Here is a 13,712-nt window from a genome sequence, read left to right on the forward strand (position 1 = left end):
CAGTGACGCTGTACGGCGAAAAGAGTCCACCCGCCGACGACCGGCCCACCGTGCAGGTCACCGCGGTCACCTGGCCGGACGACGGGCCGGGGCCGGTGACGGCACCCGCCCCCGGCGAGCAGGGCGGCGGGTCGCGCCGCCCCCGCAGGGTGCGGATCCTGCTCGCCGCCGGTGTCACCGGTGGCGTGCTCGCCGCCGTGGCGGGCGCCGGCGCCTGGGCGTACGCCGGGGACGTCCCCCGCGGCACGAGCGTGCTCGGCACCGAGCTGGGCGGCCGGAGCCGCGCGGACGCCGACCGGGAGTTGCGGGCGGAACTGGACCGGCGGGCGGCGACGCTCGCCAGGCCGTTGAAGGTCAGCGTCGACGGACGCACCGCCGAGATCAACCCGGCGGACGTGGGGCTGGCCGTCGACGTGCCCGCGACCGTCGCGGCAGCGGCGGCGGCCGACGCGCACCCGGTCAGCCGCCTGGTCGGCTCCCGCACGGTCGACCCGGTGGTCACCGTTGATGTGGGCCGGTTGGACGAGGCGCTCCGTAAGGTGCTCGGCACCCAGGCGCAGGGGATGACGATGCCGGCGATCACCTATCAGGGCACCACGCCGAAGGTGGTGCGGCCCAAGCCGGGGCTGGCCCTGGATCCGCAGCGCTCCGCCGAGGTGGTTCGCGCCGGCTGGCTGGCCGGCACGCCGGTCACCGTGCCGCTGGTGGAGAGCCACCCGGCGACCACCCCGGAGGAGTTGGACCGGCTGGTGGCCGAGCTGGCGAGGCCGGCGGTCGCCGCACCGGTCACCCTGCGTACCGACAAGGGCTCGGTGAAGGTCCCGCCCGCCGCCATCGCGAAGAGCCTGCGGTTCACCGCCGACAAGACCGGCAAGCTGAGCCCGTCGGTGGACGTCAAGCGGCTGCGGGCGGCGCTCGGCGACGACCTGGCCGCTATCGAGGTGCCGGCGAAGGACGCCGCGATGACCATCTCCGGTGGCCGGCCCACCGTCACCGAGGGGCGGCCCGGGCAGCAACTGGACACGGCAACCCTGAGCCGGGACCTGCTGGCGGTGCTGCCGAAGCCGGACGGCCGCGAGGTGACCGGGGAGCTGAAGCCGACGCAACCGGAGCTGACCGCGGAGAAGCTGGCCGGCCTGGGCATCAAGGAGCAGGTGTCCACCTTCACCACCCGTTTCACCGGTGGCATGGCCTCGTCGCGAAGCCAGAACATCGCGACCATCGCGAAGGAGGTGGACGGCACCATCGTCCTGCCCGGGAAGACGTTCTCGTTGAACGGGCACACCGGCGAGCGCGGCTACGCCCAGGGTTACCGGGACGCACCGGTCATCCTCGACGGCAAGCTGGTGCCGGGCGTCGGCGGCGGCACCTCGCAGTTCACCACCACCCTGTTCAACGCGACCTACTACGCGGGGCTGGAGGACGTCGAGCACAAGCCGCACTCGTACTGGTTCGACCGGTACCCGGCGGTCATCGAGTCGACCATCTTCTGGCCGAGCCTGGACTTCAAGTTCCGCAACAACACGGAGCACGGCGTGCTCATCGACACGTCGTACACGTCGAGCACGATTACCGTGTCGATCTGGAGCACGAAGATCTACGACAGCGTGAAGACGGAGTACGGGCCACGCCGCAACATCACCACGCCGAAGCTGATCCATCTCGAACCAGGCCCCTCGTGCATCGCGACGAACGGCATCAACGGCTTCACCCAGGACGCCTTCCGGGTCATCAAGAAGGGTGGCGTGGTGGTCAAGCGGGAGAAGTTCACCTGGCGCTACGACGCGGAGCCCCGCTACGTCTGCGGGCCGAAGCCCTCCTGAGTCTCACGCCCGCCCTCGCTCCTCAGACCTGCCCTGGGTCTCAAGGCCGCCCCTCGGTCCTCAGGCCCGCCCTGGGTCTCAGGCCCGCTCTCGGTCGTCGACCCGCCCTGACACTCAAGGCCGCCCTCGGTCCTCAGACCTGCTCTGACAAGGCCGCCCTGAGCCCCCCTCGACGGCCTGGCCGTCGGTGATCGACTCGGTGTCGCTGATACCGGGGTGTTCTGCAGCAGCCGACACCCCGGTATCAACGAAGTCGAGTCGATCAAGTCTTCGGCATGGAAGCCGGCGGGGTGATGAGGTGTGGCAGCCGTGCTACGTGCAATCCCGTGACTGGCCACACCGCCGCCAGAACTCCGTGATCTACCCGCGGGTTGCTGATATCGGGGTGTCCTACGGTCGCGGATACCGCGTTTTCCCGTGATGCCGGGTCACTCGACTACTTCCGGATATGCAGAAAGGGCCACCCCGTTGGGGGTGACCCTTTCTGAAAGATTGTCCGGCGGCGTCCTACTCTCCCACACCCTCACGAGTGCAGTACCATCGGCGCTGGAGGGCTTAGCTTCCGGGTTCGGAATGTAACCGGGCGTTTCCCCTCCGCCATGACCGCCGTAACTCTATGAACATATCAAACAACCCCGGCACACACTCACGGGTGTTCGCTTGTTCAGAGTTGCACAGTGGACGCGTAGCAGCTTAGTAGTCAAGTCCTCGGCCTATTAGTACCGGTCAACTGAACCCGTTACCGGGCTTACATTTCCGGCCTATCAACCCAGTCGTCTAGCTGGGGGCCTTACCCCACCAAAGGTGGGTGGGATACCTCATCTTGAAGCAGGCTTCCCGCTTAGATGCTTTCAGCGGTTATCCCTTCCGAACGTAGCTAACCAGCCGTGCCCTTGGCAGGACAACTGGCACACCAGAGGTTCGTCCGTCCCGGTCCTCTCGTACTAGGGACAGCCCTTCTCAAGTATCCTACGCGCACGGCGGATAGGGACCGAACTGTCTCACGACGTTCTAAACCCAGCTCGCGTACCGCTTTAATGGGCGAACAGCCCAACCCTTGGGACCTGCTACAGCCCCAGGATGCGACGAGCCGACATCGAGGTGCCAAACCATCCCGTCGATATGGACTCTTGGGGAAGATCAGCCTGTTATCCCCGGGGTACCTTTTATCCGTTGAGCGACACCGCTTCCACTCGCAAGTGCCGGATCACTAGTCCCGACTTTCGTCCCTGCTCGACCTGTCAGTCTCACAGTCAAGCTCCCTTGTGTACTTGCACTCAACACCTGATTGCCAACCAGGCTGAGGGAACCTTTGGGCGCCTCCGTTACCTTTTAGGAGGCAACCGCCCCAGTTAAACTACCCACCAGACACTGTCCCTGAACCGGATAACGGTCCGAAGTTAGATACCCAAATCAACCAGAGTGGTATTTCAAGATTGCCTCCACCCATACTGGCGTATGGACTTCACCGGCTCCCACCTATCCTACACAAGCTAATTCGAGTACCAATGTCAAGCTATAGTAAAGGTCCCGGGGTCTTTCCGTCCTGCCGCGCGTAACGAGCATCTTTACTCGTACTGCAATTTCGCCGGGCCTGTGGTTGAGACAGTGGGGAAGTCGTTACGCCATTCGTGCAGGTCGGAACTTACCCGACAAGGAATTTCGCTACCTTAGGATGGTTATAGTTACCACCGCCGTTTACTGGCGCTTAAGTTCTCCGCTTCGCCCCGAAGAGCTAACAGGTCCCCTTAACGTTCCAGCACCGGGCAGGCGTCAGTCCATATACATCGAATTACTTCTTCGCATGGACCTGTGTTTTTAGTAAACAGTCGCTTCCCCCTGCTCTCTGCGGCCATACAACGCTCCACCCGCGCGGGGCTTCACGTCTCCGGCCCCCCTTCTCCCTAAGTTACGGGGGCAATTTGCCGAGTTCCTTAACCACAGTTCGCCCGATCGCCTCGGTATTCTCTACCTGACCACCTGTGTCGGTTTGGGGTACGGGCCGCTAAGAACTCGCTAGAGGCTTTTCTCGGCAGCATAGGATCACTGACTTCACCTGAATCGGCTCGGCATCACGTCTCAGCCTATATGTGTTGCGGATTTGCCTACAACACGGCCTACACGCTTACCCCGGCACAACCACCGGCCGGGCTCAGCTACCTTCCTGCGTCACCCCATCGCTTGACTACTACCCATCAGGTTCCCACGCTCCCCACCCTCAACCCGAAGGTCTTGGATGGATCGGGTGGTTAGCACAACGAGGTTCATCAGGGACGCTCTTTCGCGGGTACGGGAATATCAACCCGTTGTCCATCGACTACGCCTCTCGGCCTCGCCTTAGGTCCCGACTCACCCAGGGCGGATTAGCCTGGCCCTGGAACCCTTGGTCATCCGGCGGAAGGGTTTCTCACCCTTCTTTCGCTACTCATGCCTGCATTCTCACTCGTGCCGCGTCCACAACTGGGTCACCCCGCTGCTTCACTCGCGGCACGACGCTCCCCTACCCATCCACACACCTGCACAAGGAATCAAGTCCAAGCGAGGATAAAATGTGAATGCCACAGCTTCGGCGGTGTGCTTGAGCCCCGCTACATTGTCGGCGCGGAACCACTTGACCAGTGAGCTATTACGCACTCTTTAAAGGGTGGCTGCTTCTAAGCCAACCTCCTGGTTGTCTATGCGACCCCACATCCTTTTCCACTTAGCACACGCTTAGGGGCCTTAGCTGGTGATCTGGGCTGTTTCCCTCTCGACTACGAAGCTTATCCCCCGCAGTCTCACTGCCGCGCTCTCACTTACCGGCATTCGGAGTTTGGCTGATTTCGGTAAGCTTGTGGGCCCCCTAGACCATCCAGTGCTCTACCTCCGGCAAGAAACACGCGACGCTGCACCTAAATGCATTTCGGGGAGAACCAGCTATCACGGAGTTTGATTGGCCTTTCACCCCTAACCACAGGTCATCCCCCAATTTTTCAACATTGGTGGGTTCGGCCCTCCACGCGGTCTTACCCGCGCTTCAGCCTGCCCATGGCTAGATCACTCCGCTTCGGGTCTAGGACACGCGACTGAATCGCCCTATTCAGACTCGCTTTCGCTACGGCTCCCCCACACGGGTTAACCTCGCCACATGCCACTAACTCGCAGGCTCATTCTTCAAAAGGCACGCCGTCACCCCGCAAGGCTCCGACGGATTGTAGGCGAACGGTTTCAGGTACTATTTCACTCCCCTCCCGGGGTACTTTTCACCATTCCCTCACGGTACTTGTCCGCTATCGGTCACCAGGAAGTATTTAGGCTTACCAGGTGGTCCTGGCAGATTCACGGCAGATTTCAGGGGTCCGCCGCTACTCGGGAACACCCACAGAAGGTCAGCAACTTTCACCTACCGGACTCTCACCGTCTACGGTCAGCCATTCCAGACTGTTCGACTAGCCACTGACTTTGTAACTCCTCGAGTGCATGTCAGTACACTCAGCGGGGTCCCACAACCCCGACCACGCAACCCCTGACAGGTATCACACGCAGCCGGTTTAGCCTCGATCCGCTTTCGCTCGCCACTACTCACGGAATCACTAAATTGTTTTCTCTTCCTACGGGTACTGAGATGTTTCACTTCCCCGCGTTCCCTCCACACACCCTATGTGTTCAGGTGTGGGTGACACCACATGACTGGTGCCAGGTTTCCCCATTCGGACACCCTGGGATCACAGCTTGGTTGACAGCTCCCCCAGGCCTATCGCGGCCTCCCACGTCCTTCATCGGCTCCTGGTGCCAAGGCATTCACCGTTCGCCCTTGACAACTTGACCACAAAGATGCTCGCGTCCACTGTGCAATTCTCAACAAACGACCAACCCACAACCCGATCCGCCCCACACCAAACCCAGTCCTCAGACCAGCGGTATGTGGGGCCAGGCCATGCCTGGCAACCTCACGAACCCACAGGCTCGCTACGGCTCCGAAAAAACAACCAACGGTTGTTCCTTCAGGACCCAACAGGGTGCTTACATTCTCCCCCAGCCGCACCGGTCACCTCGTTCCCACCACCCCGAAGAGCAGCTGTACTAGACGCAACCCGGCCGTTGCCAGGGCAAAACTTGCCAGTGTCTCCGCCATCTGAGCACCCCGACCCAACATTCGTAGGCCGCGGGCTCCTTACCGACTTTCGTCGGAAGGTGCTCCTTAGAAAGGAGGTGATCCAGCCGCACCTTCCGGTACGGCTACCTTGTTACGACTTCGTCCCAATCGCCAGCCCCACCTTCGACGGCTCCCTCCACAAGGGTTGGGCCACCGGCTTCGGGTGTTGCCGACTTTCGTGACGTGACGGGCGGTGTGTACAAGGCCCGGGAACGTATTCACCGCAGCGTTGCTGATCTGCGATTACTAGCGACTCCGACTTCACGGGGTCGAGTTGCAGACCCCGATCCGAACTGAGACCGGCTTTTTGGGATTCGCTCCACCTCGCGGTATCGCAGCCCATTGTACCGGCCATTGTAGCATGCGTGAAGCCCTGGACATAAGGGGCATGATGACTTGACGTCATCCCCACCTTCCTCCGAGTTGACCCCGGCAGTCTTCGATGAGTCCCCGCCATAACGCGCTGGCAACATCGAACGAGGGTTGCGCTCGTTGCGGGACTTAACCCAACATCTCACGACACGAGCTGACGACAGCCATGCACCACCTGTGACCGCCCCCGAAGGACCCCCCATCTCTGGAGGTTTTGCGGCCATGTCAAACCCAGGTAAGGTTCTTCGCGTTGCATCGAATTAATCCGCATGCTCCGCCGCTTGTGCGGGCCCCCGTCAATTCCTTTGAGTTTTAGCCTTGCGGCCGTACTCCCCAGGCGGGGCGCTTAATGCGTTAGCTGCGGCACAGGGAACCGGAGAGGCCCCCCACACCTAGCGCCCAACGTTTACAGCGTGGACTACCAGGGTATCTAATCCTGTTCGCTCCCCACGCTTTCGCTCCTCAGCGTCAGTATCGGCCCAGAGACCCGCCTTCGCCACCGGTGTTCCTCCTGATATCTGCGCATTTCACCGCTACACCAGGAATTCCAGTCTCCCCTACCGAACTCTAGCCTGCCCGTATCGACCGCAGGCTTGGAGTTGAGCCCCAAGTTTTCACGGTCGACGCGACAAGCCGCCTACGAGCTCTTTACGCCCAATAAATCCGGACAACGCTCGCACCCTACGTCTTACCGCGGCTGCTGGCACGTAGTTGGCCGGTGCTTCTTCTGCAGGTACCGTCACTCTCGCTTCGTCCCTGCTGAAAGAGGTTTACAACCCGAAGGCCGTCATCCCTCACGCGGCGTCGCTGCATCAGGCTTCCGCCCATTGTGCAATATTCCCCACTGCTGCCTCCCGTAGGAGTCTGGGCCGTGTCTCAGTCCCAGTGTGGCCGGTCGCCCTCTCAGGCCGGCTACCCGTCGTCGCCTTGGTAGGCCATCACCCCACCAACAAGCTGATAGGCCGCGAGCCCATCCCAAGCCGAAAAACTTTCCACCCCCAGCCATGCGGCCGAAGGTCCTATTCGGTATTAGCCCCGGTTTCCCGGGGTTATCCCAAAGCTTGGGGCAGGTTGCTCACGTGTTACTCACCCGTTCGCCGCTCGAGTACCCCGAAGGGCCTTTCCGCTCGACTTGCATGTGTTAAGCACGCCGCCAGCGTTCGTCCTGAGCCAGGATCAAACTCTCCAACAAAAAATTAGTTGAACAGCATCCTGACAACAAACAAATGTTGCCAAAGGAATCCCAACCAGCCAGAAAAACTGACCAGTCCGGGGTATAAATCATAATTGGCACTGGCTTTACAAGCACCCTGTTGAGTTCTCAAAGAACAACCACACACCGATCAAAAGCCCCACCTCAGTGGAACCCCATCTCGGGGCTTTTCGTACCGCGTCCCCGTCGCTCTCGCGCCGGGCACTTTTACTACGTTACCTCACCGTCTTCGCTGTGTCAAACCGTGTGTCCCGGTCTGTCATGCTTCGTACGGGTTGGCACCGGCGCACTCACGCAGCAGCGAACCGCTGCGTCAGGTCGTCGGATTCGGCAGGCCGGCCGCTGCGGTGTCCCGCAGTCTCGCCCGGTTCCCTGCCGGTCGTGAACCTTACCCGGTCGGCTTCGCCGCACCAAATCCGCCTCGCGGCCGATCAGGCGAGCCCCGCCCGGACCGTGTCTCGCAGGAGCGAACCCCTCCGTGACCCGGCTGCCAGCCCATTTCGGTGCTCCAGAACTTTCGTCCCGTTTGCCCCGTTCCGCGCTGGCAGAGAGAAAGTTACGCGTCCGTGGGTTTGATCGTCAAATCCGTGGGTAGCGTCCCGCGTCACACTCGGGGTCCTGAACCGTTTCCGCAGCTCAGGACGGTCCGGGCCAGCTTTGCCATCGGCGGCGCCACCGGAAACCAGCCCAGACCCCAGCGGGGGATGTCAGGACGTCTGCCGCCGACGGGCGGCGAACCAGGCCCGAACACCAAGGACACCGACGGTGGTCCCGATGGCCAGGGAGGCGGCGATCAGGAGCGCGTGCACCCACAGGAAGCTCGTCGTGGCGCCGTCGGCCACCGTGCCGGACGACCAGGACCGCGGGTCCTGCCAGATGGCGACCGCGAACCTCGGCCAGATCACCCAGGTCCAGATCCCGACTCCGACCAGGAAGAAAGCCCACCCTCGCGACAGCACCATGGCAGCCGAGTATGCCAGCGCCAGCTGTTCACCAGGCCCGTCCCGGACGCGAACCGGCGACACCCCTCAACCGGGCCGCCGGGGTGGCGCGTCCCCCTCAGCAGTCTGTTTCCGTCGGCAGCGGGGTGGGCACTGCGAAAGAGGACAGCTGAGGACCGTTCCCCGGAGGTGCCCCGTGCAACCCTCGATCTTCAATCCCTGGGCCTGGCGTGATCCGTCCGCCCTCGCTGGCGGGTACGCCCAGACCACCCCCTCGGTCACACCGCCGGACGGCGAGGACGGTGGACACGACGGCCCGGACGCACCCGGCCCCGGCACGCCGGTGGACCTGGTGGGCTACCAGGTGCAGGCGAGCGACGGCCGCGTCGGCACCATCGACGAGGCGAGCGACGAGGCCGACGCGGGGTACCTGGTGGTGGACACCGGGACATGGATCTTCGGCCAGAAGGTGCTGCTGCCGGCCGGCACGGTGGCCCAGGTGGACCACCAGGAGCGCGTCGTGCACGTGGACCGGACCCGGCAGGAGATCAAGGACGCGCCGCCGTTCGATACGGATTCAGCCGACCCGGCGTATCGGGAACGCGTCGGCACCTACTACGCCGACACCCACGTGCCCCCTCCCGCCGCGGTACCGCGGGTAATGTGAGGTCGTGGTCCGGATGGGCAACTGTGCGCAGGAGGCGATCGACATGGTCGACGGCCTTCCGCTCGGTGCGGCGCCCCGGATCCCGACCAGCTCCGGCGATGGCCGTGAGCAACTCCTGAAGGTCCTCCGTGCCGGTGGTCTGCGGTTCCGCGCCGGCGCGCGATGGCGGACGGCTCGCTGAGTCGATCCCGCTGACCGAGGGGGCTGAATCCGCCCCGCTCGGCGCGCGCCCACGCGTGACCCACTTTCGGATACGAGAGGCACACCACCATGTCCGTCGCACGAATGCTCACCGGCGACCGGCCCACCGGCCGCCTGCATCTCGGCCACTACGTCGGCAGCATCGCCAACCGGGTGCGGCTGCACCGGCGCTACGAGAGTTTCTTCATCATCGCCGACCTGCACATGCTCACCACTCGCAACCGCCGCGAGGACATCGACCGGGTCTCCGGCAACGCCCGCGAGATGGTGACCGACATCCTCGCTGCCGGCGTCGACCCGCAACGGGCCACCTTCTACCTCCAGTCGGCGATCCCGGAGGTCGGTGACCTCAACACCCTCCTACAGAACCTGGTGAGCGTTCCCCGGCTGGAACGGGTGCCCTCACTCAAGGACATGGCTCGCGATGCCGGCAAGGAGGAGATGCCGTACGGGCTGCTGGGTTACCCGGTGCTCCAGGCAGCGGACATCCTCTGTGTCAAGGGCGAGGTGGTCCCGGTCGGCCGGGACAACGCCGCGCACGTCGAGGTCACCCGGGAGATCGCCCGGCGGTTCAACCACCTGTACGGCCCGGTCTTCCCGGTGCCCGAGCTGATCGCGGCGGAGACGCCGAGCCTGGTGGGCACCGATGGCGCGGCCAAGATGAGCAAGAGCCGGGGCAACACGATCGCTCTGTCCGACGATGCGGCCACGGTGCGTCGCAAGGTCCTCGGCATGTACACCGACCCGAACCGGGTGCGGGCCGATGTGCCGGGCACGGTGGAGGGCAACCCGGTGTTCGCGTACCACGAGGTTTTCAATCCGGACCGGGAGGAGGTGGCCGACCTGGCCCGGCGTTACCGAGCTGGGCGCGTCGGCGACGTGGAGGTCAAGGAACGCCTGGTCGTCGCACTCGAGGGGTTCCTGGCTCCGATCCGGCAGCGCCGGGCGGAGATCGAGGCTGACCCGGGGTTGGTCGACCGGCTGATCGTCGAGGGCACCGAGCGCACCCGCCAGGAGGTTCGCCAGACCTTGATCGAGGTACGCCGGGCGATGGGGTTGACCGGCGCGTACCAGCAGGTGCGGCGGCGGGCTGAGCGGAGCCGACGCCGAACGGACGCCTCGACCTGAGGCCGAGGCGTCCGGAAAGCGACGTAACGCCGGATTCGCCGCCGCACCACCGGGGGCCTCAGTGGATGCGGATGTCCGCCAGGTCCAGCGTGATCGGCGTCCAGGAGAGGTCCGGAGTGCGGTCCTCCTGGCGGATGTGGATCCGGCGTCGCGTCGGTACGACCAGCCCGTCGACCTCGACCGCCCCACTGACGTAGTGCGCGGTCGGGGAGAAGCCGTTGACCACCGGCTGGTAGTCGATGCGCCGCAGCAGCCAGCTGTCGTCGAAGTAGTACAGCTGGGTGTCGTTGTGGGTGTCCACGTTCTCGGGGAACGTGACGCGCAGCCCGCGCCACACCTCGTCGCCCTCCTTCCACGGCTCGACCTCGTGCGCCTCGACGCCCGGCCAGGTGAACAGGAACGGCTCGACGAGGTAGTGCCAGGTGGCGTAGCCGCGGAAGTAGGCGGCCTGAACGAGCGTCCACTGGCTCTCCGGGGTGTAGCCGGCGAAGGAGGCCCGGGGATTCGTCAGCTCCTCGATCAGGCTGCCGTCCGCCGCGGTGACGGTGACCCGGTCGGCCTGACGGTCGTACTCGGTGACCCGGCCGGTGCCCTCGTGGACGTGCCGGATCTGCTCCCTGTGCAGGTCGGCCTCGACCAGTTCGGTGCCGTCGAAGTCGGGCCGGCCCTTGAATGCCCAGAACGGGCCGCCGTAGGTGATCCGGGTGGTGACGGTCGACGCGGCGTTCCACCGGTCGAGGCCGCCGTGTCGCTCGATCACCCGGGCGAGAAGTGCATCCACGATTTACTCCTAGGTTAGGACCAGATGATCCGACATTAGCACCGACCAGTCAACGCCGACTACGATGAAGCGGTGACTCAGCGGACTTACCAGGACGCCTGCGGGGCGGCGCGAGCGATGGACATCGTCGGCGAGCGCTGGGCGCTGCTGATCGTCCGAGAGCTGATCTTCGGCCCGAAGCGGTTCGGCGACCTGAAGGCCGGCCTGCCGAAGGCCAGCCAAAACGTGCTCAGCCAGCGACTGCGGGAGCTGGAGCAGTCCGGCATCGTACGGCGGGTGCAGCTCGGGCCGCCGGCCAGCGTGCACGCGTACGAGCTGACGGGACGCGGTCAGCAACTGGAGTCGACGCTGATCGAGCTGTCGCGGTGGGGCGCCGGCCTGCCCGCAGAGTCGGACGGCGAGATGAGCACGGACGCCTTCATGCTGCTCCTCAAGGCTCTCTACCGTCCGCCAGCCGTCGCGCCGGTGACCGCTCGACTCCGGTTGCAGGTGGGCACCGACGCGTTCGAGGTCGAGGTGACGCCGAGCGGGATCAGCGTGGCCCGGGGCCGGACGGGCCACGCCGACGTCACGGTCACCGGCGCGGTGACGGTTCTGCGGCACCTGATGTTCGACGGCACGCCGCTGCGGTCCGCGATGTCGGCGGGTGAGATCGAGGTACACGGCGACGTCCCGACGGCCGAACGGTTCTTCCAGCTCTTCGCGGCAGCCCCCGGCGGGGGGACCGGGTGAACCGTCGGCCGGCTCGCCATCAATCATGGCGCAGAATGCGAGGATGAGGGGGATTTCCGGCGTTCGTCCCGTTCCGGCTGCGGAGACGCACCGGACCACGATGTTCGAGATCTTCTTCGACCTGGTCTTCGTTTTCGCGCTCACTCGGGTCATCACGTTCATGGCCGGGTCGCCGACCGCGCTCACCCTGGCCCAGGGGCTCCTCCTCCTGCTGCTGTTGCTCTACTCCTGGGGGCCGTACACCTGGTTGGGAAACCTGGTCCGCCCGGACGTCGGCGTGGTCCGCGCGGCCACCCTGGTCGCGATGGCGGCGATCTTCGTGGCCGCACTGGTGCTGCCGGACGCGTGGCAGCAGGGGCCGGGGCTCTTCGACGCGCCGTTCACGCTCGCGCTTGCCTACGTGGTCGGCCGCGCGGTGCAGCTCGTGATCCTGTTCTGGGTGAGCACGGCGAACCCACCGCTGCGCTCGACGCTGCGGTTCTTCACCGTGCCGGTGGTGCTGGCCTGGCTCCCGCTGATCGGCGGCGCGCTGCTCGGCGGCGTCGCCCAGACGCTGCTCTGGACGGTCGCCTTTCTGGTGGACATCGGCGGTGCCCGGATCGCGTCTGCCTACCGGCCGTGGCAGCTGCGCAGTGTGGACCACTTCACCGAGCGGTTCGGCCTGGTGCTCATCATCGCGCTGGGTGAGTCGCTGATCTCCGCCGGCGCAGGGCCACGGGCGATGGCACCGGTGGGCGCAGCCGTGACAGCCGCACTGCTCGGCCTCACCAGCACGGTCTGCCTGTGGTGGCTCTACTTCGATCGGCTGGCGCCGGCCGCACGGGAGGCCGTCACCAACGTGCCGGGTGAACGGCGGGCCGATGTGGCCGGCGACGCGTACGGCCTCGGGCACTCCCCACTGATCATCGGTGCCATCTACGTCGCGCTCGGCATCGAGGAGGTGATCGGTCAGCTCACCGAGGAGCCGTCCCATCCCGATCGGCTGGGCTGGACGGCCGCCACCGCCCTCTACGGCGGCACCGCCCTCTACCTGCTCAGCAGGTTGGTCTTCCGCCGGCTGACCGTTCGCGCCGTGTATCCGACGCAGGTCGTCGCCGCGTTGCTGCCGTTGGCCCTGCTGCCGATCGGCCGATCCCTGCCCCCGCTGGCGGCGCTCGCCCTGCTGACCGTCTTCCTGATCGGGGTGACCTGGTACGAGCGGCGGATGGACCGGCGCGACGAGCGGACCGCCCCGGCGCAGCCACTCCTTCCGTGAACTCACGGGGTCCGGGCCAGGAAAAGTCCTGAGGCCGTGTCGATATCCCCAAGCCTCGTTCGTCGTCATGCTGTACGGCGACACGCCGCACCGAGAGGAGCCGAGACGTGAAGTACATGCTGCTGTTCATGAGTCCCGCGACCGACGGGGAAGCCGTCGACAACGGGTGCACCTTCGAGGATTGGATCCGCTACGACCGGGAGATGAAGGACGCCGGCATCTGGGTCTCGGGGCATCCCCTGCAGGACCTGACCACCTGCACGACGGTGCAGGTCGGCCCCGCAGGGGAGCGCACGATCACCGACGGGCCGTTCGCCGAGACCCGTGAACTGCTCGGCGGGTACGACATCATCGACGTGCCGGACCTCGACGCCGCGCTGGACTGGGCGGCCCGCAGTCCCGGTGCCACCGGCGGCGGGTCGGTCCAGGTCCGCCCGATCGCCGACATCGAGGTGCGGGTCTGA

The 13,712-nt window shown here is 65.0% G+C and carries 9 protein-coding genes and 3 rRNA genes; 7 read left to right on the top strand and 5 right to left on the bottom strand.

The window, feature by feature from the left end:
• Positions 1–2 precede the first annotated feature (2 nt).
• Entirely contained in the window at positions 3–1,823 is a 1,821-nt protein-coding gene (locus ACQEUX_RS26660; RefSeq protein ID WP_433053830.1) for a VanW family protein, read from the top strand.
• Positions 1,824–2,317: 494 nt separating this feature from the next.
• Here the strand turns inward: ACQEUX_RS26660 and rrf are convergent.
• From rrf to ACQEUX_RS26680, 4 genes are all read right to left on the bottom strand, one after another.
• Positions 2,318–2,434 (bottom strand): 5S ribosomal RNA (gene rrf, locus ACQEUX_RS26665).
• Positions 2,435–2,519: 85 nt separating this feature from the next.
• Positions 2,520–5,630: ribosomal RNA gene (locus ACQEUX_RS26670) — 23S ribosomal RNA — on the bottom strand.
• A gap of 377 nt (positions 5,631–6,007) precedes the next feature.
• Positions 6,008–7,522, bottom strand: a 16S ribosomal RNA gene (locus ACQEUX_RS26675).
• Together the 16S, 23S and 5S rRNA genes form the textbook arrangement of a ribosomal RNA operon.
• 728 nt (positions 7,523–8,250) lie before the next feature.
• Positions 8,251–8,505 carry an SCO4848 family membrane protein gene (locus ACQEUX_RS26680; RefSeq protein WP_433053833.1) on the bottom strand — a complete coding sequence of 85 codons (255 nt, stop codon included), beginning with the start codon at positions 8,503–8,505 and terminating at the stop codon, positions 8,251–8,253.
• 175 nt (positions 8,506–8,680) lie between these two features.
• Here ACQEUX_RS26680 and ACQEUX_RS26685 point away from each other — a divergent pair, with 175 nt between their 5' ends.
• The 3 genes from ACQEUX_RS26685 to trpS all read left to right on the top strand — a co-directional run bounded on the left by ACQEUX_RS26685 (position 8,681) and on the right by trpS (position 10,480).
• Positions 8,681–9,151, top strand: a complete 471-nt coding sequence (locus tag ACQEUX_RS26685; RefSeq protein WP_433053836.1) for a PRC-barrel domain-containing protein — start codon at positions 8,681–8,683, stop codon at positions 9,149–9,151.
• A 4-nt stretch (positions 9,152–9,155) separates the two neighbouring features.
• Positions 9,156–9,332 (top strand): hypothetical protein, encoded by a 177-nt coding sequence (locus ACQEUX_RS26690; protein WP_433057327.1) that lies wholly within the window; start codon positions 9,156–9,158, stop codon positions 9,330–9,332.
• Positions 9,333–9,421: 89 nt separating this feature from the next.
• Positions 9,422–10,480, top strand: a complete 1,059-nt coding sequence (gene trpS, locus ACQEUX_RS26695; RefSeq protein WP_433053839.1) for a tryptophan--tRNA ligase — start codon at positions 9,422–9,424, stop codon at positions 10,478–10,480.
• A 58-nt stretch (positions 10,481–10,538) separates the two neighbouring features.
• On the opposite strand, the gene ACQEUX_RS26700 is transcribed toward trpS, so the two are convergent.
• A complete protein-coding gene (locus ACQEUX_RS26700) occupies positions 10,539–11,261 on the bottom strand; it encodes a hypothetical protein (RefSeq protein ID WP_433053842.1) in 723 nt (240 codons plus the stop codon).
• Positions 11,262–11,333: 72 nt separating this feature from the next.
• Here ACQEUX_RS26700 and ACQEUX_RS26705 point away from each other — a divergent pair, with 72 nt between their 5' ends.
• The 3 genes from ACQEUX_RS26705 to ACQEUX_RS26715 all read left to right on the top strand — a co-directional run bounded on the left by ACQEUX_RS26705 (position 11,334) and on the right by ACQEUX_RS26715 (position 13,712).
• On the top strand, positions 11,334–11,993 hold the full coding sequence (locus tag ACQEUX_RS26705; protein WP_433053845.1) for a winged helix-turn-helix transcriptional regulator: 660 nt from the start codon (positions 11,334–11,336) through the stop codon (positions 11,991–11,993).
• 43 nt (positions 11,994–12,036) lie between these two features.
• On the top strand, positions 12,037–13,248 hold the full coding sequence (locus ACQEUX_RS26710) for a low temperature requirement protein A (protein WP_433053848.1): 1,212 nt from the start codon (positions 12,037–12,039) through the stop codon (positions 13,246–13,248).
• A gap of 116 nt (positions 13,249–13,364) precedes the next feature.
• Entirely contained in the window at positions 13,365–13,712 is a 348-nt protein-coding gene (locus tag ACQEUX_RS26715; protein WP_433057155.1) for a YciI family protein, read from the top strand.

The organism is Micromonospora sp. CA-259024 (assembly GCF_050936255.1).
GTDB lineage: Bacteria > Actinomycetota > Actinomycetes > Mycobacteriales > Micromonosporaceae > Micromonospora.

Coding starts and splice junctions, on each gene's coding strand:
- ACQEUX_RS26680 (WP_433053833.1), bottom strand. CDS start 8,505: ATGGTGCTGTCGCGAGGGTGGGCTTTCTTCCTGGTCGGAGTCGGGATC.
- trpS (WP_433053839.1), top strand. CDS start 9,422: ATGTCCGTCGCACGAATGCTCACCGGCGACCGGCCCACCGGCCGCCTG.
- ACQEUX_RS26710 (WP_433053848.1), top strand. CDS start 12,037: ATGAGGGGGATTTCCGGCGTTCGTCCCGTTCCGGCTGCGGAGACGCAC.
- ACQEUX_RS26715 (WP_433057155.1), top strand. CDS start 13,365: ATGCTGCTGTTCATGAGTCCCGCGACCGACGGGGAAGCCGTCGACAAC.